At 73.8% G+C, this 21,686-nt stretch carries 16 protein-coding genes; 7 read left to right on the forward strand and 9 right to left on the reverse strand.

Annotated features, from left to right (window positions below; translation table 11 throughout):
- Positions 1-2 precede the first annotated feature (2 nt).
- Genes DMB38_RS08460 through DMB38_RS08485 form a run of 6 tightly spaced genes read left to right on the forward strand, consistent with a single transcriptional unit; the run spans position 3 to position 8,958 of the window.
- On the forward strand, positions 3-728 hold the full coding sequence (locus DMB38_RS08460) for a class I SAM-dependent methyltransferase (protein ID WP_125934647.1): 726 nt from the start codon (positions 3-5) through the stop codon (positions 726-728).
- Positions 725-5,419, forward strand: coding sequence for an alpha-(1->3)-arabinofuranosyltransferase family protein (locus tag DMB38_RS08465; protein ID WP_125938892.1), 4,695 nt, complete (start codon positions 725-727; stop codon positions 5,417-5,419). The genes DMB38_RS08460 and DMB38_RS08465 overlap by 4 nt, the downstream gene beginning before the upstream one ends.
- A gap of 52 nt (positions 5,420-5,471) precedes the next feature.
- The gene (locus tag DMB38_RS08470; protein ID WP_125934648.1) at positions 5,472-6,860 is read left to right on the forward strand and encodes a condensation protein; all 1,389 of its coding nucleotides are present in this window, start codon (positions 5,472-5,474) and stop codon (positions 6,858-6,860) included.
- Complete coding sequence (locus DMB38_RS08475; RefSeq protein ID WP_125934649.1) at positions 6,857-7,648, forward strand: methyltransferase domain-containing protein; 792 nt, start codon at positions 6,857-6,859, stop codon at positions 7,646-7,648. The genes DMB38_RS08470 and DMB38_RS08475 overlap by 4 nt, the downstream gene beginning before the upstream one ends.
- Before the next feature lie 3 nt (positions 7,649-7,651).
- Positions 7,652-8,746, forward strand: a complete 1,095-nt coding sequence (locus DMB38_RS08480; RefSeq protein ID WP_125934650.1) for a DMT family transporter — start codon at positions 7,652-7,654, stop codon at positions 8,744-8,746.
- On the forward strand, positions 8,743-8,958 hold the full coding sequence (locus DMB38_RS08485; RefSeq protein ID WP_125934651.1) for a Trm112 family protein: 216 nt from the start codon (positions 8,743-8,745) through the stop codon (positions 8,956-8,958). The genes DMB38_RS08480 and DMB38_RS08485 overlap by 4 nt, the downstream gene beginning before the upstream one ends.
- Positions 8,959-8,961: 3 nt before the next feature.
- Here the strand turns inward: DMB38_RS08485 and DMB38_RS08490 are convergent, their stop codons facing one another.
- From DMB38_RS08490 to DMB38_RS08515, 6 genes are all read right to left on the reverse strand, one after another.
- A complete protein-coding gene (locus DMB38_RS08490; protein WP_240662045.1) occupies positions 8,962-10,068 on the reverse strand; it encodes a peptidoglycan DD-metalloendopeptidase family protein in 1,107 nt (368 codons plus the stop codon).
- A 179-nt stretch (positions 10,069-10,247) separates the two neighbouring features.
- Complete coding sequence (locus DMB38_RS08495) at positions 10,248-11,183, reverse strand: carbohydrate ABC transporter permease (RefSeq protein WP_240662047.1); 936 nt, start codon at positions 11,181-11,183, stop codon at positions 10,248-10,250.
- Positions 11,180-12,136, reverse strand: coding sequence for a sugar ABC transporter permease (locus DMB38_RS08500; protein ID WP_125933412.1), 957 nt, complete (start codon positions 12,134-12,136; stop codon positions 11,180-11,182). Before DMB38_RS08500 ends, DMB38_RS08495 begins: the two co-directional genes overlap by 4 nt.
- 188 nt (positions 12,137-12,324) lie before the next feature.
- On the reverse strand, positions 12,325-13,548 hold the full coding sequence (locus DMB38_RS08505; RefSeq protein ID WP_125938894.1) for an extracellular solute-binding protein: 1,224 nt from the start codon (positions 13,546-13,548) through the stop codon (positions 12,325-12,327).
- 715 nt (positions 13,549-14,263) lie between these two features.
- Positions 14,264-14,812, reverse strand: a complete 549-nt coding sequence (locus DMB38_RS08510; RefSeq protein WP_125934652.1) for a DinB family protein — start codon at positions 14,810-14,812, stop codon at positions 14,264-14,266.
- A gap of 71 nt (positions 14,813-14,883) precedes the next feature.
- The gene (locus DMB38_RS08515) at positions 14,884-15,489 is read right to left on the reverse strand and encodes a hypothetical protein (RefSeq protein ID WP_125934653.1); all 606 of its coding nucleotides are present in this window, start codon (positions 15,487-15,489) and stop codon (positions 14,884-14,886) included.
- A gap of 136 nt (positions 15,490-15,625) precedes the next feature.
- Between DMB38_RS08515 and DMB38_RS08520 the strand changes: the two genes are divergently transcribed.
- The gene (locus DMB38_RS08520; RefSeq protein WP_125934654.1) at positions 15,626-16,597 is read left to right on the forward strand and encodes a DMT family transporter; all 972 of its coding nucleotides are present in this window, start codon (positions 15,626-15,628) and stop codon (positions 16,595-16,597) included.
- 86 nt (positions 16,598-16,683) lie between these two features.
- Here the strand turns inward: DMB38_RS08520 and DMB38_RS08525 are convergent, their stop codons facing one another.
- The 3 genes from DMB38_RS08525 to DMB38_RS08535 form a co-directional block, all read right to left on the reverse strand.
- Positions 16,684-20,121 carry an NACHT domain-containing protein gene (locus DMB38_RS08525; protein WP_125934655.1) on the reverse strand — a complete coding sequence of 1,146 codons (3,438 nt, stop codon included), beginning with the start codon at positions 20,119-20,121 and terminating at the stop codon, positions 16,684-16,686.
- A 10-nt stretch (positions 20,122-20,131) separates the two neighbouring features.
- Entirely contained in the window at positions 20,132-20,524 is a 393-nt protein-coding gene (locus tag DMB38_RS08530; RefSeq protein WP_240662049.1) for a hypothetical protein, read from the reverse strand.
- A 213-nt stretch (positions 20,525-20,737) separates the two neighbouring features.
- The gene (locus DMB38_RS08535; protein ID WP_346429496.1) at positions 20,738-21,655 is read right to left on the reverse strand and encodes an NADP-dependent oxidoreductase; all 918 of its coding nucleotides are present in this window, start codon (positions 21,653-21,655) and stop codon (positions 20,738-20,740) included.
- Positions 21,656-21,686: the final 31 nt, after the last annotated feature.

A 21,686-nucleotide genomic window follows, 5' to 3' on the forward strand; every position in this document is an offset into this window, starting at 1 on the left:
CGGTGCGGGACCCCTCCATCCGGCGTTCTGTCGCCCTCTTCCGCGCCTTCATGAAGGAGCAGGACGACCCCGCCCGCGCGTACGGCCTGCTGGCGCGGGACGCGGCGGACCAGGTCGAGCGGATCACGCCGCTCAAGGGCCAGTTGGTCGTCGACGTCGGCGGCGGCGGGGGCTGGTTCACGGAGGAGTTCCGCAGCCGGGGCGCCGAGGCGTACCTCTTCGACTGCGACGCCGGCGAGATGGCGGCCGGCTCCGACGTGACCACCGGTGCGGTGGTCGCCGACGGCTATCTGCTCCCGCTCGCCGACGGCGTCGCCGACGTGGCGTTCTCCTCCAACGTGCTGGAGCACGTCGCCGACCCCGAGACCTTCCTCAGCGAGCTGATCCGGGTCACCAAGCCCGGCGGCCTGCTGTACGTGGCGTTCACCAACTGGCTCTCCCCCTGGGGCGGCCACGAGCAGGCGCCCTGGCACTACCTGGGCGCGGACCGGGCGCGCCGCCGCTACACGCGGCGCACCGGACGCGCCCCGAAGCACACCCTGGGCGAGAACCTCTTCGCCATCCACATAGGCCCCACGCTCAAGGCGGTACGGGCCCGGGACGACGTCGAGGTCGTCGCGGCCCGGTCCCGTTACTGGCCCTTCCTCGCCGAGGCCGTCGTCCGTGTCCCCGGCGTACGCGAGTTCGCCACCTGGAACCTTCTTCTCATACTCCGGCGGTGCCCATGACCTCCACGCTCCCCGCGCAGCCGGCCACGCCCGGCCGGCCCTACTCACCACCGCCCCCCTCGGGGCCGGCAGGGGCGCGGCCGCCCGAGAGCCGGCGCAGTTGGCGCTGGCCGCTCGGCTTCTGGGCGCTCGCCTTCGTCGCCTGGCTCATCCCCTCGGCGGGGAAGACGACGTTCGAGACGAAGCTCGGCGTGGTGGTCGACCCGTGGAAGTTCGCCGGTGACCTGGGCGAGCTGTGGCACGACCAGAACGGCTTCGGCGGCATCCACGACCAGTACTTCGGCTACGCCTTCCCGATGCTGCCGTATTACCTGCTCACCGACGTGCTGCAGATGCCGACGTGGCTGGCCGAGCGGCTGTGGCTGTCGCTCGTGGTCACCGCCGCGTTCTGGGGCGCGCTGAAGCTGGCCGACCGGCTGGGCTTCGGCACCCCGGGGACCCGGGTGCTGGGCGCCGTCGCGTACGCGCTGTGGCCCGTGTTCACCATCATCGTCGGCTCCACCTCCGCCGGCGCGCTGCCCGGCGCGGTCCTGCCCTGGGTGCTGCTGCCGCTGCTCGACGAGCGGCTGACGCCGCGGGTCGCCGCCGCCCGCTCGGCGCTGATCATCCCGTTCATGGGCGGCGTCAACGCGGCCTCCACGCTGGCGGCGCTGCTGCCCGCGCTGCTGTACGTGTGCACCCGCACCGGCTCGCGCCGCACCAGGCTGCTGGCGTGGTGGCTGCCCGGGGTACTGCTGGCGTGCCTGTGGTGGATCGTGCCGCTGCTGCTCCTCGGCATCTACGGCGAGAACTTCCTGCCGTTCATCGAGACCGCGCAGAACACCACGACCACCATGTCGGCAACCGAGGTGCTGCGCGGCACCGGCAACTGGGTCGCGTACCTGAACTTCGGCGAGGCGTGGCTGCCCGGCGGCTGGACCGTCGCCACCGGCTGGCTGCCGATCCTCTCCTCCGTGCTCGCCGCGGGACTCGGTCTGGCGGGCCTGGCCCGGCGTGACCTGCCCGAGCGGCGCTGGCTGGTGCTGACCGTGATGGTCGTCGCGCTGCTCACCCTGGCCGGCTACGGCGGCGCGCTGGGCGCCCCGTTCTCCGGCGGCGTGCAGGACGCGCTGGACAGTTGGCTGAGCCCGTTCCGCAACATCTACAAGTTCCAGCCCGGTCTGGCCCTCGCGCTCGCCCTGGGCCTCGCGCACATCGTCGCGGTCGCCGCCGAGCGCCGCGGCACCCGCGCCAACCCGCGGCGCAGCGCGTGGGTGCCCGCGATCGCGGCCCTGGTCGTGCTGCCCGGCCTGGTGCTGCCGTACGCCAACGGCGACGTGCTGCAGCCGGGCGGGTTCGACAAGCTGCCCAGGCACTGGGAGCAGACGGCGGACTGGCTGGAGGAGTACTCCCCCGACAGCCGGGCCCTGGTGGTGCCGGCGACCGCGCACGGCACGTACGAGTGGGGCAAGCCGATCGACCAGCCGCTGGACGTGCTCGCCGAGTCCCGCTGGGCGCAGCGCGACTACGTGCCGTTCGGCACGGCGGGCTCGCGGCGCGCGATGGACGCCGTCGACCAGGCGCTGATGACCGGCGGCGAAGTGCCGGGCCTCCAGGCGTTCCTGGCCCGCGCGGGCCTGCACTACGTCGTCGTACGCAACGACCTCGACCCCGACCAGGTCGGCTACGTCCCGCCGACCACCGTGAAGCAGACCCTCACGTCCTCCGGCTACGAGAAGGTCGCCGAGTTCGGCCCCGAGCTGACCGGCGGCCGCATCCCCGAGGGCACGCCGCTGCAGATCGAGGGGCTGTTCTCGCGCCAGCGGGCGGTGGAGATCTACCAGCCCGCCGACGGCGAGGACCTGCGTCCGGGACCGGCCGGCACGCTCAACGCCGCTGACACCGCCGTCCTCAGCGGCGGTCCCGAGTCGCTGCTGCGGCTCTCCGCCGACCCCGACTGGCAGGGCCGGCCCGCGGTGCTCGCGGGCGACGCCCACCCCGGCGTCGAGGAGCCGGCGCTCAAGGTGCAGGCCGACGGGCTGCGCCGGGCGGACACCCGGTTCGGCGTGGTCAACAACAACACCTCGTACACCTACACCGAGGACGAGAAGAACCCGGAGGAGAGCCTCCAGGACCCCGGTGACGAACCGCGGATGATCGTGCCGGAGAAGGGCACCGAGCACCAGACGACCGCCGTCCTCGACGGCGCCGCCTCGGTGACCGCGTCGACCAGCGGCAACTGGATGTTCCACCTGCCGCAGTTCGACCCGGTCAACGCCTTCGACGGCGTGCCGCAGACCGGCTGGGCCGAGGGCAACCCGGACACGTCCAAGGGCGAGTGGCTGCAGATCGACTTCACCGAGCCCACGAACCTGGAGGGCACGCTGGACCTGACGCCGCTGCCCGGCGCCGGCATCCGGCCCGAGCCCGTCGAGGTCGAGGTGGAGACCCCGCGGGGCAGCGAGGTGAGCACGCTGCAGGCCGGTGGCCGGACGCAGACCGTCAAGTCCCCCGAGGGGCAGGCGGACTGGCTGCGGATCACCATCCGCAAGACCGAGGGCGCCCGCACCGGCTTCGCCGGCGCCGGCTTCGCCGAGGTCGAGATCCCCGGCGTCTCGCCGGTCAGCAGGCAGCTCCGGCTGCCCGCGGACGCCAAGCAGGTCGCGGCGGACGCGGAGCAGATCTCCCTGCACCGCGGCAGCGACCTCGGCGGCCTCAACCCGGCCGCGGCCGAGACGGGTCTGCAGCGGCGCTTCGAGTCCGGGGAGGGCGAGTACACCGTCACCGGCAGGGCGCTGCCCGTGCAGGGGCAGGAACTCGACGCGCTGCTGGACGACCTGAGCGCGCTGCCGGAGGAGCGGATCAACGTCACCGCGGGCTCCACGATGCCGCTGAGCCCGCAGTTGAGCCCGCGCAACCTGGTCGACAAGGACCTGACCACGGCCTGGATCGCCGGGGCCGACGAGTCGCTGACGCTGACCTGGCCGGAGGCCACCGAGATCAGCGAGTTCGTGCTCGCGCCCGCCGGCGGCCTGTCGGCGCGGCCGACCGAGGTCGAGGTGAGCACCCCGACCGGGGCGCAGACCGTGGGCGTGGACGCCAACGGCTGGGTGCGGATCCCGCCGGTGACGACGGACAGGATCGACATCAAGGTCACCGAGACCGAGTCGCTTTCCGTGCACAACCCGTTCGCGGACCGCGACGTGCAACTGCCCGTGGGCCTCACCGAGGTCTACGTGCCGGCGCTCGGCGAGGACGCGGAGGAGGACCTGCGCACCGAGCCGGTGAAGAAGGACGAGCCGTTCGAGCTGGAGTGCGGCAGCGGCCCGGTGGTGTCGGTGGACGGGGAACTGCTCAACACCCGCGCCGAGGGCACGCTGGGCGACCTGGTCGACCGCCGGCCCGTCGACATCGAGCTGTGCCCGGGTGACGGCGAGACCGCGGGTCCCGTGGAGCTGGCCGCCGGGCGGCACGCGGTCGCCGCGGGCGACGGCGAGGCGCTGGCCGTCACCGACCTGACGCTGACCCGCGGCGAGCCCGCCGCGGCGGCCGCGGGGCGCGACGTGGAGGCCACCGACTGGGCGGGCGACGAGCGCGCCGTGACGGTGGGCGAGGGCCAGGACGCGTACCTCACGACGTACGAGAACTACAACGACGGCTGGAAGGCCACGCTCGACGGCGAGGAGCTGGAGTCGGTGCGGCTCGACGGCTGGCAGCAGGGCTTCCTGGTGCCCGCCGACAAGAGCGGCGAGGTGAAGCTGGAGTACAAGCCGGCGGCCTGGTACGACGCCGGGATCTTCGCCGGCGTCGCCGCGATCCTGGCGCTGCTCGGGCTGGCGTTCGTCCGCGCCGGGCGGCGTGAGGTGGTCGTCGCCGAGCCGGCGCCGCCGGCGCCGGGCTGGGTGCTGGGCGCGCTGGTGCTCACCGCCGTGGTCGCCGTGGTGGCCGGGCCGTACGCGCTGATCGTCCCGGCGCTGGCGCTGCTGGCGCGGACCCGGGCCGGGCTGCTCGCGCCGCTGGCGCTGGTGGCCATGGCCGGCGCGGGTGTTGCGGCGCTGACCGGCGCGGGCGAGGCTGTCCGCATGGACGAGGGAGCCTTCAGCGGCGTCGCGCAGGCGCTCGCCGTGCTGGCGCTGGCCGCGGCGCTGGTCACCGCGGAGCGGCCGGAGCCGGCCGGGCCGGAGACCGGGTACGGCCCCGACGTCGACCCGGAGGCGGAGACGGCCGCGTTCCCCGCGTACGGCGCGGGTGTGCCCGCGGCGGGTGCGGCCGGTGCCGCGGGCGGTCCGCCGCCCGGGCCCGGCGGGCCGCCCGGACGTACGGCCGTCGCGGCGGAGCCCGGCGCCGTGCCGCAGGCGGAACCGGACCGGCCGACGCAGCGCTTCTGGCGCCGCAGGTCCGCGGGCGCGAGCGCCGCGGCGGCGGCAGCCGCGGAGTCCGGCGCCGACCGGACGCCGGCGCTCGGCACCGAGCGGGCGGCGGCGGACGACTCGGCGACCCCGCCGCTGGGCACCGCGCAGGACGAGCCGCGCGACGTCTTCGTGCCCAAGCCGCCGATCCCGCTCAGCGGCACGGCGGAGGCGCCGGACGCGGCGGATCCGGCCGGCCCGGCGGACGACGTACAGGACACCCCGCCCGCGGACGCACCGCCCGCGGACACCCCGCCGGACGACGGCACGCCCGCCGGCCGGCGGGAGGAGAACGGCAAGTGAACACCGGTGGGCGCCCCGCACCCGGGGCGCCCACCGCGAAGGAGAGGCGTAGATGACGGTGACGCAGCCCGCCCGGCCCGCCCCCGCGGCGCCGGGACGGGTCCCGTTCCCCACGGTGGACGAGGTCTCGCTGCACTGCACGGATCCGGTGGAGCCGGAGACCGTGCACATCGAGCTCCACTTCCCCGGGCGGTTCGAGCCCGAGCGGCTGCGCACCGCGCTCGCCGAGGCCGCGCGCAGGCACCCGCGGTTCCAGCAGCGCAAGGCCGCCAGCCGCTGGTGGCACCGCCGTTACCAGTGGCAGGTGACCCCGGAGGCCGACGTCGACCCGGTCACGTTCCTGCCGGCGGGGCCCGGCGTGCTGGAGGCGGCGCGCGAGCGGACCTTGACCGACTGCCCGCCGCTGGACGCCGCGCCGCCGGTGCGCATCGAGGCCGTCGAGACCGGCGACGGCGGCACGGTCCTGATGGCCACCGTCAACCACACGGCCATGGACGGCCCTTCCTGCCTGCGGGTGCTGGCGACCGCGGCGGAGGTGTACACGGGCGGCGAACCGCAGCCGGCGCCTTCCCCCGGCGGCACCTCCCCGGCCCGTACGGGACCGAAGGCGGCCTCCGCGCCGCCCCCGCCCCCGCCCCCGGCCGCCGACGCCGGCCGCTCGCGCCCCGCCCGCCCCGCCCGCATCGCGGGCGACACGTCGTCTTCCGGGGCTCCCGGCACCGGCAACGGCCTGCTCCTCCTCGACCTGCCCGCCCCCCGCCGCACCTCCTACGGCGCCACTGTCAACGACCAGCTCCTCGTCGCCACCTGCCTCACCGCGGCCCGCTGGAACCGCGCGCACGGCGCCCGCACCGCCCCGGTGCGCATCACCATGCCCGTCGACAACCGCGCGCGGGAGTCGGCGGAGATGCTGATCGGCAACGGCACCCGGCTGACCGAGGTCGGCTTCGGCCCCGGGGAGCGGGCCGACGCGGAGGCGCTGAGCGGCGGCGAGGCGCCTGACCGGGCGGCGGTCGAGCGGCTGCTGCGCGCCACCATGGCCCGTACGCACACGCTGAAGTCCGAGCCGAGCCACCCGCTGGGCCTCTACGGGAGGCTGCTCACCGCGCCGGTGCTGCCCGTCGGCGTCCGCGGCGTGCTGGCCCGTACGCTGCGCAGCGCCGCCGCGCCGCTGATGTCGACCACCCTGCTCTCCAACATCGGCCGCATCGTCTACCCGCTGGACTTCGGCGACGCCGGCCGCCCGACCGCGGTGTGGTTCTCCGCCCCCTCCCGGATGCCGCGCGGTCTCGCGATCACCGCCGCGTCCACCGCGGGCCGGCTGCACCTGGCCATCCGCTACTCCCGTGCCCTCCTCGACCACGCCGCGGCCGTCCGCATCGGCGAGCTGATGCAGCAGGGTCTCGCGGCCTGCGCGGAGGACGCGGGGGATCCGGCGTGAGCCGGGCCGAAGCCCCGGCCTCGCTGCGGGAGTTCTACGAGAACCCGGCGGTCCCCGTCGCCTCAGGCGACGCCCGCAGCCGGCGGCAGGCGCGCATGCTGGCGGACGCCCTGGGCCCGTTCCGTACCGGCGCGGCGCCCGCGGTCGTCGTGGACGTCGGGTGCGGCGACGGCTCCGCCGCCGCGGTGGCCGCGGGCGTGCTCGACGCGCGCCGCCCCGGCGGGCAGCGCATCGTCGCCGTCGACTGGTCGCACGACGCGCTGCGCCGCGCCAGGACCCGTACCCGCGACGCCGCCCCCGGCACACCGGTCCACGTCGTCCGCGGCGGGCTGCCGGACGGCGCGGCGCAGCCCGCGGGGCTGCCGTTCGCCGCGGGCAGCGCGGACGCCGTGCTCTTCAGCGAGGTCGTGGAGCACCTGGTCGATCCGGACGCCGCGCTCGACGAACTGCGCCGCGTGCTGCGGCCCGGCGGCCACCTGCTGCTCTCCACCCCCAACCTCGCGGCCTGGTACAACCGTGCGCTGCTGCTGGCCGGCGTGCAGCCGGTGTTCTCGGAGGTCAGCCTGCGCGGCATCCACGGCCGCCCCGGCAGCCAGGTCGTCGGCCACCTCCGGCTCTACACGGCCCGCGCACTCCGGGGTTTTCTGGCGGCCTCCGGCTTTACCGTGGAGAAGGTGGCCGGCGCGCCGTACCACGACGTGCCCAGGCCGCTGCGGCCGTTCGACCGCGCCCTGTGCCGGGCGCCGTCGCTGGCCTCGATCCTGCTCGTCCACGCCAGGCGGGAGTAGTCGATGTGGTGGGGGGTTGCCGCGGCGCTGCTGGCGAACGTCTTCATCAGCTGCGGCTTCGTGCTGGAGAAACGGGCCCTGTCGGCGCTGCCGGAGCTGAGCGTGAAGCGGCCGGCCCGCATGGTGCGGGTGCTGGTGTCCAGCCCGCTCTGGCTGGCGGGCTGCCTCAGCCTGGGGCTGGGGTTCGCGGCCCAGTTGCTCTGCTACCGCACGCTGCCGCTGGCCGCCGCGCAGGGCATCCTCGTCTCGGGGCTGGTGCTGCTGGTCCTGCTGTCGTCGCGGTTCCTCGGCGAGCGGCTGAGCGCGCGCGAACTGGCGGGGGTGGCCGCGATCCTGCTCTCGCTGGGGATGATCGTGCTCTCCCTGGACCAGGACGCGGACACGGTCAGCACCTCGGCGCCGGCCGGGCGGTTCCTGCTCGTCGCGCTCCCGTCGCTGGCCGCGGGGGTGTGGCTGTACCTGGCGGCGGAGCTGCGCGCCAAGCGGCGGCACCGGATCCCGACGACGGGCATCGCGTACGGGGTCGGGGTGGGCTTCCTGTACGGGGTCAGCTCGCTCACGATCAAGGGCGTCTCGGGTCTCGTGTCGGGCTCCGACGTGCTCGGCATCGCGGGCGACCTGCTGGCGTCGCCGTACCCGTACACGCTGGCGTTCACCGCGGTGGCGGGGCTGGTGATGTCGCAGGCGGCGCTGCAGCGCTGCCGGGCGTCGCTGATCGTGCCGGTGTGCACGACGGCCAACTGCCTGCACGCCGTCGCCGCGGGCACGTTCGTCTTCGGCGAGCCGCTGCCGCACGACGCGCCGCGGCTGCTGCTGCGGCTGGGCGGGATCGCGCTGGCGGTGTCGGTGCTGCTGGCGCTCCCGCGCCACGACGAGCCGGCTCCGGAGGAGCCGGCCGGCGACGCGCCGGGCCCCGGGCCCGTACGCGACGGTGAGCCGGAGGCCGCGGGCGGCGACGAGCCGGAGGCCGTACGCGGCGCACTGCCCGGCTCCGCACCGGAACCCGGCGCCGCGCCCGAGCCGCCGGAGCGGCGGCCTCCCGCCGCCCTGCCGCCCGCCCCCGTACCGACCCCCCACCGTGGAGGACCCGTCCCGTGAACCCCGAAGACCCGCTGCTGAAGATCCTCGTCTGCCCGCTCGACAAGGGCCCGCTGACCCTGCTGGACTCCGGCGACGCGCTCTACAACCCGCGGCTGCGGCGCCGCTATCCGGTGCGCGACGGCATACCCCAGTTGCTGCCGGCCTCCGGCGAGGCGGTGTCGGACGAGGAGCACGAGCGGATCACCGGCGGCCCGCAGCCTGGGGCCTGAGCGCTACTCCGCCGGCGCCTCGCGCAGCCGTACGCCCTTGCCCCGCAGCCACGGCTCCGGGTCGATCCCCGAGCCGAACTGCGGTGTCACCCGGACCTCGAAGTGCAGGTGCGGCCCTGTGGAGTTGCCGGTGGTGCCGGCGCGGCCGAGGGGCTGCCCGGGGAAGACCCGCTCGCCGGGCTTGGCGCGGACCTCGGAGAGGTGGGCGTAGAAGGTGTAGTAGCCGTCGTCGTGCCGGACGGTGACGGAGTTGCCGAAGGCGTCGTCGCAGCCGATCTCGTACACCACGCCGTAGCCGACGCTGCCCACCGGCTTGCCTTCCTCGACGGCGAAGTCGAGGCCCGTGTGCCGGGAGGACCACATCCCGCCGGCCTGGCCGAAGCGCGAGGAGAGGGTGTAACGGCCCACAGGAGCCGTCCACTTGCGGCCCGCAAGCGCCTTGCCGTCCGCGCTCAGCGTCACGGCCCGGGAGCGCACGCCGCGCGGGCAGGCGGAGCTGCGCGAGCGGGCGGCCTGCGCGCCCTGCAGGTCGTCGAGCCGGCCCTGCGCCCGCTCCAGCTTGCGCTCGATGAACCGCTTCACCCGCGCCTGCGTGTGCAGTTCCGCCCGCAGGTCGGCGAGCGCGACGGCCTGGCGCTCGCGTTCGTCCGCGAGCCGCCGCTCGGCCTGCTCGGCGCGGTGGTAGAGGCCGGCCGCGGCCTGCTCGCCCCTGTCGAGCAGGAAGACCCGGTCGAGCAGGTCCTCGGGGGTGCGCGCGGACATCAGCGCGGCGGTGGGGCCGAGGCCGCCGGACCGGTAGTGGTGGGCGGCGAGCTGCCCGATCCGGCCGCGCAGCACGACGAGCCTGCGGTGCTGGGCGCGGACGGCCCGCTGGAGCTTGGCGATCTTCACGCGCTGCGCGGCGGACGCCCGGCGGGCGGCCTCGTAGCGCTCGGTGGCCGCGGCGGCGTCCCGGAAGAGCCGGTCGACGGTGCCGCGCACCGCCCGTACCCCGGCCTTGCCGTCGGTCCCCGGGTCGGGGCGGGCGGCAGCGTGCGGAACGCCGGCGGGCACGGCAAGGGCGACGCACAGGGCCGCGGTCGCTCCCGTTTGTGTGATAATTCGTCGCATCGGCTGATACTTACCGACCTACGGCGCGGCACGACGCAGGGAACACGGGGTGTCGGTGTATATCGCCCGTCCGGCGCAGTCGCCCGCGCCCCCGCGCTCCCCCGGCCGTGTACGCCGCACCCCGCCGGCCGGCGGCGCCGGCGGGCGGGGTGCGGGTCAGGGTAGTGCGGTGCCGGGACCTATTTCACCGAGCCGGCTGTCAGGCCGGAGACGACGTGTCGTTCGATGAAGGCGAAGAGGACGACGACGGGGATGATGGCGACGACGGAGGCGGCGAAGAGGTAGTTCCATTCGACGGTGTAGTTGCCGATGAAGTTGTTGATGCCGACGGTCAGCGGCTGCTTCTCCGGTTCGGTCATCAGCGTCAGGCCCATCACGAACTCGTTCCAGGACGAGATGAACGTGAAGATGATCGCCGTGACCACGCCGGGCATGGCCAGCGGCAGCGTCACCTTGAACAGCGCGCCGAACCGGCCGAGTCCGTCGACCATCGCGGCCTCCTCCAGCTCCGCCGGGATGGAGGAGATGTAGGCGGTGAGGATCCAGATGGCGAAGGCGAGGTTGAACGCGCCGTTGGCCAGGATCAGCGTCCACGTCGAGTTCAGCATGTCCAACTGGTGGAACTCGCGGTAGAGGCCGATGAGCAGCGCGGTCGGCTGGAACATCTGGGTGACGAGGACCAGCAGCAGGAATGCCTTGCGGCCGCGGTAGCGCACGCGGGCGGTGTAGTACGCGGCGGGCAGGGACACCAGCAGGACGAGCAGCGTGGCGCCGCCTGCGATGAGGAGGGTGACCTGGAGGTTGTCGCCGAGGGTGGACTCCTCCCAGACGTCGACGAGGTTTTTCCACTCGAAGGAGGTGGGCAGGTAGGTGCGGTCGCGGAGTTCGTCCGCGGGCCGCAGCGCGGTGATGATCATCTCCAGGTACGGTGCGATGAAGATGACCGCCAGCATCCACGCGCTCGCGGCGGTGACCAGGGTGCGCGGACCGTACTTCCTGCGCTTGGCGGCGCTCTTGCGGCTGTTGGCTGCCCGGCCGCGGTGGCCGTTTTTCCCGTCGGCTTGTTTGGTGACGGGTTCGTTTTCGGGGGTGTGTGAGGGCGCGGAGAGGGTCATGCGTCCTCCTTGTTCCAGCGGCTGACCTTGAGGAAGATCAGGACGAGTACGACGACCATGGCGAAGTTGACGACGGACATCGCGGCGGACTCGCCGATGTCGGTGTCTTTGAGCTGGTACATGAAGACCGTGGTCGTGGCGGTGTCGCTGCCGGGCCCGCCCTTGGTCATGGCCCAGATGACGGGGAAGGAGTTGAAGACGTTGATGAGGTTGATGACGAAGCCGACGAGGAACGCGGGCCGCAGCAGCGGCACGGTCACGCGCCAGTAGGTCTGGCGGGAGTTGGCGCCGTCGATGCGGGCGGCCTCGTACACCTCGTGCGGAATGGTCTGCAGGCCGGCGAGGAGCGTGTACGTGGTGAAGGGCAGCGAGACGAAGACCGCGACGAACATCATCCACGGCCAGGCGGTCGCGGGATCGCCCAGCCAGTCCTTCGGCCCGTCTATCAGACCGAGGTCGGTCATCAGGGTGTTGAGGACGCCGGCGGTCTGGTCGAGCATCCAGCGAAAGCCGATGGCGGTCATCAGCACGGAGGCGGCCCATGGTGCGATGAGCGCCCAGCGGGTGACCGTACGGCCCGGGAAGGGTTTGTTGAAGAGCTGGGCCAGGCCGAGGGAGAGGAGCATGGTGACGCCGACGACGGCGACGGTCCATACCACTGTCATCGTCAGCACGCTGGAGAAGCCGGACTCGTCGAAGAGCTGGCGGTACTTCTCGGTGCCGGCCGAGCCGCGGACGAAGCCGCTGATGCTGACGTTGAGGAACGAGGTGCGGATCAGTTCGTAGATGGGCCACAGCACCACCACGACGATCAGCAGGATGGCGGGGGCAATCCAGGGCAGCGGACCGAGCCGGGCCAGACCACCGCGACGGCGGCGGCGCTGCGGCCCGGTCTTCCGCCCGCCGGGCCCGGGGCCGGCAGCGGCCGCGGGCTCCTTGACCGTGACGGGCACGGGGGACTCCTTGCGGATACGGCGGTTGAGGGACCGCACTAGGGGCTACGGGGGCGCGGCGGCGCGTCGTACGCGGGCCGCGCGAGAGCACGGGATGCCCGGGCGACGGCGCCCGGGGCGGGCCGCCGCGCGGCTACGGCGCGGCGGCCCGGTGGGGTCACCGAGGGCGGTTCAGCACCCGTGCCGGGTCACTCGCCCATGTCGGCGGCGGTGTCCTCGGCCTTCTGCTGAAGCTCGCCCAGCACCTTGGACGGGTCGTCGGAGACGGCCTTGCCGCCCGACTTCTTGATCTCCGCGGAGACCACGTCCCAGCTCGTGCTGCCCAGCGGGTAGAACTGGGCGGCCGGCAGCACCTCGAAGAACGGCTCCAGGTCCTTGTGCTTGCCGCTCGACTGCATCTCCTCAAGGGTGTCCGTGGTCACCGGCATGAGGTTGTACATCTCGTCGAACTTCAGCGTGTTCTCCTTGGAGTACGCGAAGTCCAGGAACTTCTTGATCTCTTCCTGCTTGCCGCCGTCCTTGAACGCCATCATCCAGTCGGCGACGCCGAGGGTGGAATCCAGCGGGCCGTCCTTGCCGGGGATCGGCGCGACCTCGTAGTCGACACCGCCGTCCTTCGCCATCTGGATCAGCGTCGGGTGGCCGTTGAGCATGCCCACCTTGCCGGCGGCGAAGTCGGCGAAGGCCGTCTTGCGGTCGGTGGTGGCGGGGTTCTCATACGTCAGACCGGGGTCGACCAGGTTCTCCTTCAGCCACTCGAACGTCTCGACGTTCTGCGCACTGTCGATGGTGTAGTTGCCCTCGGCGTCGGTGTAACCACCGCCGTTGCCGATCTCCCAGATCATCGACTCGCCCTGCGTCTCCTCCGGACCCAGCGGCAACGCATACGGAATCTCCGCGGCCTTCTTGTCCTTGATCTTCTGCGCCGCGGCGGCGACATCGTCCCAGCTCTGCGGGACCTCCACACCGGCCTTGTCGAGGACTTCCTTGTTGTAGAACATCAACCGCGCCGAGGACACGAACGGGATGCCGTACTGGGTACCGTCGACCTCACCCGCCTTCGCGAACGACTCGATCAGGTTCGACTTCGTCTTCGGCGACAGCACCTCATCCGCCTCGTACAGCAGATCGTCGGCGACCTTGTCCGCGTAGCCGCCGGTCTGCAGGATGTCCGGGACGTTCCCGCCCTGGATCATCGTCTTGACCTTCGTGTCGATGTCATTCCAGTTGATCACCTGAACATCGACCTTGATGTCCTTGTTCTTCGCCTCGAAGCGCTTGACCACATCGTCCCAGTACACCTTGGACGCGTTCGACGCCTTGTCCCCGTAGTCGGCCGCCACCAACTTGATCGTGGTGGTCCCGTCCGAGCTGCCCCCGTCGTCACCACATGCCGCAAGCCCCAGTACCAGCGCAGAGGCGGCTGCGCCGGCACTGATCAACCGTACTGTCCTCACTGTTGAACCCCTTTGTCCTCGGCGCTGGTTTACGACCAGATGAAGATCATCCAGCGTGCGCTGGGCGTCAGCCTACCGACGGGCGCCTCTCGCGAACAGGTCTAGGCCACTGCCGTGACCTGGCTGCAATCAGGGGCTTCCGACTGCTTCCGTTTCGTTCTCGGCGGCAACGCACGGTAGTCGTCGGCGCGATCTTCACGACCGCGTTCGGACCGCGGTCGGGGCCGCCGCCGCCCTCCGCCCACCACCGCCGCGGGGCGCGGGAGAACCGAGGTGGCCGCGGCGGGGATCGACGTCCCGGCACGGCTTCACGGGTACGCGGGGGCCGCCGGCCCGCCCGCGGCGGAATCCGGCCCGACCTACGTACGGTGACGAAAGCGGGCGGCGGAGCGGGCATCGTCGCCGGGGGCGACTGGCGGAGCCAGGACGAGGTGGTCCGCTTCACGCACGGTGCGAACAGCCCGCGGCCGAGGGCGCGGAGTGGCAGAAGCCGGTGGTGGACGAGACCACCGGCGACACGCCCAGCCACGCGGGCGGGCCGCCCGCGGCGGGCAGAAGAAACGGCGGGCCGGGCCAGGGGATGAACCGACCCGCCGAGCTCAGAGAACTGAACAACCGAGCGCCAAGGCCCCGGGGGGCGAGGGGCGCAGCCCCCGTCGGGGCTAGTTCTTCACCCCCGGCCCTCCGCGGAGCGGTCCAGCGCGCCCACGTCGTACAGATGGTGGATCACGTCGTGCACGAAGTACCGCGCGAACGTGTCGACCGTGAACGCCGCCCCGTCGCTGCGGAATCCCGTCCGCTGCCACCGCCCCTCGCCCACCTCGTCCAGGTGCTCCGCCAGCGTCTCCCCCCACGCCGACAGCTCCGCCGCCACCCGGAGCGGGTCCTGCTCCCCGTACCGCTCCGCGACCGCCGTCTCGTCCTGATCCCAGTTCGCGAACGTCGGGCCGTCCTGGGTGAGCATCAGGTCGAGCCGCTCGTCGTACAGCCGGAACACGTCGCGCACATGGCACGCGTACTCCAGCGCCGACCACACGTCGGGCCGCGGCCGCGCCCGCAGCCGCTCCGGCTCGTCGGCCAGCACCTGCACCCAGCGCACGGCGCTCTTCCGTACCAGCGCGGGGACGTCCTGCGCGCGGGTCTCCGCCGCCACGAAGCCGCATTCGGGGCAGGGGCGGTCCAGGACCCAGGTCCAGTCCTTGGTGTCCGGTGTGATCATGCCGACCAGTCTCCCCGCGGAGGACTGTGCAGCACCAGCGAGAATCCGTTCAAGGGATCGGTAAGCGACGCTTAATCGATGGTCCACCGCTGCACCAGCCCCCAGGCGAACTCCGCGGTGCACGCGCGCGGTTCGCCGGCGGCGTCCGGCGCGGTGAAGGCCAGCGCGAAGCGGGGGGCTGCGGCCGTCTCGCGGGGCGCCGCGGGCGGGACGGCCCGCGCCACCTCGTCGACGGTGCAGCCCCAGGGCGCCAGATCGGCGAGCGTGCGCAGCGCGGGGCCCGCCGCGTCCGGCGCCCGTACGAGCCAGGCGTTGAGCGCCACGCCGCCCACGCCGCAGGTGGCCTCGAACCGCAGGTCCGGCCAGAGCGGCACCGGCCAGACGTGCACGTCCAGCGCCATGTCGCCGTGCGCGCGCCGCGTCACCGACGCCGGCGGCCCGAGCAGCGCGGCGAAGTCACGGGCCCGCGCGGCGCCGGCGGCCGGGCCGCCGCGGGCGCGGAGCCGGCCCTGCCAGCGGCGGTTGGCCTCGCGCATGGCGGTACGGGGCACACCGAGGGCGCGCAGCGCACCGGCGACCAGGTCAGGCTGGAAGTCCTTCATGCGGCGCAGCAGGACGAGCTGGAACTGCACGGGGCCGGGCGGCGGGGCGGAGTCGTCGTACAGGAGGGAGGCCACGCGCCCCATGATTCCCCGCCGATGAGTTCCGGTGCCGCGGGCAGTCCACCAACACGACGGCAGCGACGACTTCCGGACAGGATCTGTCCGCAAGGCTCGATACCGTCCGGGGACGGGTTCGACCACCGGAGGGGACATGAACGGCATGAACGGCCTCGCGGCAGCACTGGTGCTGGCCCTCGCGTCCGCCGCCGCGTACGCGGGGGCCGCCGTGCTCCAGGAGCGGATCGCGGGGGCGGGCCGGGAGACGGACGCGGGGGTGTGGGCGGCGCTCGGGCGCGGCTCGTGGTGGCTGTCGGTCGGGCTGAACGTCGCGGGCGCGGCGCTGCACGTGCTCGCGCTGCGGTACGGGCCGCTGACCCTCATACAGCCGCTGGGCGCCCTCACGCTGGTCCTCGCGCTGCCGCTGCAGGCGGCGGTGAGCGGGCGGGCGGTCGGCGCGGTCCGGTGGCGGGGCGCGGCGCTGACGCTGGCGGGACTCGCGGGGGTGCTGCTGCTGGTGCGCGGCGGCGGGCGGATCGAGGTGCTCACCCCGGCGCAGGTCCTCGGCGCGGTCGCGGCCACCGCGGCGGCGCTGGCGGCGCTGGCCGCGGCTGCGCGCCGGGCGGGGCCGCGGGCCGCGGGGATCGCGTACGCCACGGCCGCGGGCATCGCCTTCGGCGCGGGCTCGGTGCTGACCCAGACGGTCGCGGTACGCCCGGGACCGGACGCCTTCACGGTGCTGACGGGGCTCGCGGTGGCGGCACTGGCCCCCGCGGGGCTGATGCTCTCGCAGGCGGCCTACCGCGACGGGCTGGGCGCGCCCCTGGCCACGGTGACCCTGGTGAACCCCGCGGTCTGCGCGGCGGTGGGCCTGACGCTGCTCGGCGAGCAACTGACCGGCGGCGCGGTGGGGGTGGCGGCCGCCCTGACGGCGACGGCCCTGGCCACCCACGGCGTGGTCCTGCTCTCCCGCCCCGGCGAGACGGCGGCCCGGACTCCGGCGGCAGCGGAGCACCGCGCCGCGGCGGCGCTGCCGCGTCCGGCCGCCAAGGCGGCGGGCCGGGCCCCCGGTTGGGCACGGCGCCCCGCCGCCCGCCCGGCCGAAACCTTCGGCCTGGCCCGCTGACCGCCGGCCCCGGCCCGCGTGCCGGCGCCGCCCCCGCACCCGACCGCTGCGGATCCGCCCACCGCGGGCGGCACAGCGGTGACGCCTCAATCGATGGTCGTCTGCGTGAAGATGTCGTTGATCGGCTGCTGGGCCCACTCCTCAGCGGACTTGGGCGCATCCACCCGGGCCCAGAGCAGAAAGGCGTGGCTACGGGACTCCGCGGTCCACCCCCACTGCCGGTACAGCGACATCCGGTACCGCCCCGCGACATCGTCCTGCGCCGCGTAGGACGTCGCGTCGTCCACCTTCCGCCAGGGAGTGGTTGCCTCGTCGGGGATCGCGCGCCGGAATGCGTCCGTCTCCTTGGGGGAGCAGGACGCGCCGCAGTAGTGGGAGCGGATCGACACGCGCAGTTCCGGCAGGTGCCCGGCGCGGACGTTCTCCGGCCAGGACGTGCAGGTGTAGGACGCCGTCCCGTCGCTGGCGAGGTCCGCCTCCCCGCAGTCGAGATGCTTCGGCGCGCGGAACGCGAAGGGGACACTGACCAGATGCCACAGGTAGGAGCGTTCGTCCGGTCCATAGGTGGCTCCGGTCAGGGATCGCGCCGGGCGACGCGCGTAGGTGTCGAAACGGGTGCCGTCCACCGACGCGGGCGTCGGGCGCGGTATCGCGGACAGCCGCCGCTCACCCGGGGGCGCCGGGTCCAGGTCTGCACGCCGCAGCACCGTCCGCGCCAGCACCTCCGCGACCTCCGCCACGCGCTCCCGGGACGCGAACTCCTCGCGGTAGGTGAGAAAGACGAGCGCGTTCCCGACCCGCACCCCTACCGATGCCATCCAGGAATCCGTGTACCCCTGCTCTGCCGGATGGTCGACAACTGCCGGACGGGGCTGAACCGCCAGGAAGCCGGCGTCGCCGAGACCGGCGACCGTACGGACCGTGCCGTCCGGGGTATCCGTGGTCGACTTCAGACGATCGAGAACGAGTCCCGCCTCGGCGGGCCCACTGTCCACCCCGTCGCTGGCCTCGACCCATGCCCGCAGTTCGAGCTGGGTGTTCCGGGCGAACGGAAACTGCTCCCCCGCCGCGCACATCCGGCCGCCCGCCGACGGCGCGGTCGCCGGATCGGTCATCAGCGTGTCGAGGTCGGCGTGTGCGAGGAGCTGGCACGCGGGCGGAAGGTGCCGTACCGGTCCCGGACTTTCCAGCACCATCTGCACGCCCACACCCAGGAGCACCGCGAGGGTGGCCCCGCCCACCGGCACCGCCATCGCCGTCCGGAGCCACGCGGGGCGTCGGCCCGGCCGTGCCGGAACGCTCGGCGCGTCCTGCGCCAGCCGGTCCCGCAGTTCGATGTGCCGGAACCGGTACGCGGCCCCCGACTGGCGCAGCACCCCCCGCGCGTGTGCGTCCTCCAGGAATGCCATCAGCCGCCACGGAAGCCGCCCGGTCAGGGCGAGATACGCGCGGGCCACCGTGAACCGGCCCCAGGCGGACACCCCATGCCCGTAGAGCACCCCGGACAGCAGCGTGCCCGCGCCGGCCAGCACCCACTCCCGGGTCCCGACGATGTCCCGGCCGCCCAGCCCGCCCCAGCCGAAGAGGAGGACGAGCGGCAGCAGCACCAGTGCCGCCGGGGTGTCATCCACCTTGGCACGTACCGGCCGGAGCCAGCCGAGGGCGAGGACGGACCTCCGGTCGGCTCGGAGCAGCGCGGCCGGGGAGGGCGCGAGTGCCGGGTCGGAAGGGCGTACCACGGACCTGACGGCCGGAATGGCACAGCGCCACAGGATGTAGACGGTGAGCAGGCCCATCGTCCAGCGCCAGAGCCTCGACGAGCCCGGCGGATACGCAGCCGCCCAGCCCCCGCCGACCGCGAGTACAGTGATCGCCGCCACCGCACGGACCCGGCGGCGGCCGAGCACCGTCCTGATCTCGGCGGCGACCGGCCGGGTCAGGCGGCGCGGCGGGTCGGACCAGCCGTCCATGCCGATCAGTCCCGTGAGCAGCAGCCGCAGCAGACACAGCAGCAGGAACCCGGCCCACAGCGGGACCGGCAGCCAGTCGTGCCAAACCGCCGGCCCGAAGTCGAGCAGGGCCAGGACCGCGGTGCTCACCGCGTACGCGGGGAGGAGTCCGGCCAGCCGCACCACACCAGGCAGCCCCTCGTCCAGCCGCCACCATGCGATGTCCTGCCGCTGCTCGGCCTTGCCCCGGGCAGCGAGGAAGCCCGCCCAGGCACGGGCGCGTACCGGGTCCCAGCCGCCGTACGCGGCCCTGATGTCGTGGGACCTGCTGTAGGCGACGTCCAAGTACACGTCGTACAGGTACCGTTCGAGGTCTGCGGCGCGGTGGAAGCGGCCCGGGGCAAGGAGTTCGGCCGGGTCGGTGGCAGGATCGGCGTACGCGACCCGGGCCAGCGCGACCATCAGCGGCACACTCAGCACCCGGCGCAGTCGCCGCACCTCGGGCGCACGGTCCCGCTCGTCCGCGAGCCGGGCGAGCACCGGGGACCAGCGGGTCGGCGCCGTGCCGGGGCTGAGATACGCGCGGACCGTCTCGGCGGTCAGCGGGCTGAGGGTGATCTCGGTCCGCTCGAAGACGGTCGTCTCGGGCGCGTGTTCGCGGTACTCGGGCTCGCGGCTGGTCAGGATGAAGGGGACACCGCCGCGCACGGTCCCGGTGATCTGCTCCATGGCCGCTCTGCGGTTCTCGGCCGGGAGTTCGTCGAAGCCGTCGAGTACGAGCAGCACCCTGCGGTCCAGGATCAGTGCGAAGGCGACGTCGACAGGGGGCGCCCCCGGCACCGGCTCGCACGCCTCGGGGTATTCGTCCGCCAACTGCCGTGCCACCCAGCCCATCAGCCCCTGCCGCCTGGGATCCCAGGAGGCGAGGGACACGATCGCGGGCACCGGCTCCCGCGGACCATCCGTGCGGCGCCGCAGCAGATCATGCGCAAGCCGCAGCACGAGGACGGACTTTCCGGCGCCCGCACCACCGAGGACGACGAGGCGGCCTGCGGACAGCGCGGTGTAGTGGTCGGCGAGGGAGGTGTACGGGCCGGTAGCTTCCCCGGGGTCTTCCGTCAGGGTCGTCCAGGTCACCTCGATGGGCCGGGGATCGTGGATCTGCGGCAGGCGTTCGTCCCGGTCGTAGCGGAGGAACAGGCTGTCGGCGAGCGCTTCGACGGCCCGCGTGAGGTTCTTCGGGGTCCGCCAGGCGCGCGCCCGCCTGCGCCGCGCCGCCTTCCGTATCCACACGGCCCCTTCCACGGCCGCCGCTCCGGCCAGCAGTACCCAGCCCGCCACCACTGGCCCCGGGTCCCAGCGGGCGTGCAGCGGCAACTCTGGCCGGAGGAAGAACAAGGCCAGGACGCCCGCCACGACCGCGGCGCGCCAGAGCGAGCGGCCCTGGACAGCGCTGCCCCGGCCGTGCTCGTGGATCTCCACATGCCGGATGTCCCGGGCGAACACGACGTTCTCCTGCGTGCCACCCCAGATCCCCTGCTCCTGCGGGGACCGGCCGCGCCCGTCGCGCTCCACCTGGCGTCCCTCAGCCGATGTTGACGTTCCCGTTCACGTCACGCAGGAAGACCACTCGCGCCTGGGTGCCTCCGGATATCTCCTGGTGCTGGCCGCCTGACGACACGTGCGCGTCGCGGGCCACCTCCGCCTCCCGACGCCATGCCGAGAGCGCCTGCGCGAAGGCGGGGTCCTCGGCGGCCCGCTGCGCCAGCACCTCCGCGAGCCGCCGCGCACGCCCCGCGTCGCCGACCGCCTCACCCAGCGCCGTCAACTCGCCCTCGCCGAGGACCGGTGCGCCGTCCCCCGGCTCTCCGTCCGGATGCCGTACCAGCCCCCGTAACCGCTCCCACGCACTTTGCCCCGCCGCTCCCAGCGCTCCACTCGCCAGCGCCATCAGCAGCTCGGCCGCCACAGGTTCCACGAGAGACCCCCTCCGCCCCTGCGGTGGACAACATCCCTGACACCAAACGTGCCCCCGGCCAACCGAAGTCAACCAGGCGCGGGGCATGAGGGCGTGGACACTCGTCGGGATCACGCCGGGCTCGCGGGCCGACGCGCCAGTATCGGTCACCAGGCTCCGTCACGGCTCCCTGTTCGCCGTGCGATGCGCGCGGCCCGATCCAGGCGAAAGGCCTTAGTCCGCCACCAGGACGATCTTTCCCCGCAAGTGGCCCTCCTCGCTCGCCCGGTGGGCGTCCGGGGCCTCCGCCAGGGGCAGGGCGCGCCACACCGGCAGGTGCAGGCGGCCGTCGCGGTACAGCGCCAGGGCGCGTTCGATCCCCGGCACGTACTGGTCCTCGCCGTCCGACTGGCGTGAGAACCGTACGCCCAGAGTCTGCGCGCCCGCCGCGTCCGCGATCGTCAGGACCCGGGCAGGACCGCCGGCCAGGTCCACGGACTCCGGCAGCACGCCGCGGCCCGCGGCGTCCAGGACCGCGTCGACGTCCGGGGCCAGTTCCCGTACCCGCGCGCCCACGCCCTCCCCGTACGCGACCGGTTCCGCGCCCAGGGAGCGCAGGTAGTCGTGGTTCGCGGGGCTCGCGGTGCCGATGACCCGTACCCCCGCCGAGACCGCGAACTGCACCGCCAGGCTGCCCACCCCGCCCGCCGCGCCGTGCACGAGCAGCGTGTCGTCCTTCGCCACGCGGAGCGCCGTCAGCGTGCGGTACGCGGTCTCCGCCGCCATCGGCAGCCCGCCCGCCAGCTCCCACGGCAACCCCGGCGGCTTGGCGACCAGCCGGTCCGCGCGTGCCAGCGTCTGCACCGCGTACCCCGCGGTCACCGGCCCCAGCACCTCGTCGCCCACCCGCCACGGCCCCGCGTCCTCGCCCACGGACTCGACGACGCCCGCGGCCTCCAGCCCCAGGACGTACGGGAACGCCAGTGTCCTGGCCGCCGCCATCCGCCCGCCGCGCAGCTTCCAGTCCAGCGGATTGACCCCCGCGCAGCGGACGCGCACACGCACCTCGCCGGCGGCCGGCGCCGGCACCTCGACGTCGAGGGGGCGCAGCACCTCGGGGCCGCCGTACTCGGAGAATCCCATGGCGAACACCACGGGCCATCACCTTCCTTCGGGACCGTGG

The sequence above is a fragment of the Streptomyces sp. WAC 06738 genome (genome assembly GCF_003945505.1).
GTDB lineage: Bacteria > Actinomycetota > Actinomycetes > Streptomycetales > Streptomycetaceae > Streptomyces.

What these genes read in the sequence shown, in the direction of transcription:
- DMB38_RS08465 (WP_125938892.1), top strand. Translation starts at nt 725, where the DNA reads ATGACCTCCACGCTCCCCGCGCAGCCGGCCACGCCCGGCCGGCCCTAC.
- DMB38_RS08470 (WP_125934648.1), top strand. Translation starts at nt 5,472, where the DNA reads ATGACGGTGACGCAGCCCGCCCGGCCCGCCCCCGCGGCGCCGGGACGG.
- DMB38_RS08480 (WP_125934650.1), top strand. Translation starts at nt 7,652, where the DNA reads ATGTGGTGGGGGGTTGCCGCGGCGCTGCTGGCGAACGTCTTCATCAGC.
- DMB38_RS08490 (WP_240662045.1), bottom strand. Translation starts at nt 10,068, where the DNA reads ATGCGACGAATTATCACACAAACGGGAGCGACCGCGGCCCTGTGCGTC.
- DMB38_RS08495 (WP_240662047.1), bottom strand. Translation starts at nt 11,183, where the DNA reads ATGACCCTCTCCGCGCCCTCACACACCCCCGAAAACGAACCCGTCACC.
- DMB38_RS08510 (WP_125934652.1), bottom strand. Translation starts at nt 14,812, where the DNA reads ATGATCACACCGGACACCAAGGACTGGACCTGGGTCCTGGACCGCCCC.
- DMB38_RS08520 (WP_125934654.1), top strand. Translation starts at nt 15,626, where the DNA reads ATGAACGGCATGAACGGCCTCGCGGCAGCACTGGTGCTGGCCCTCGCG.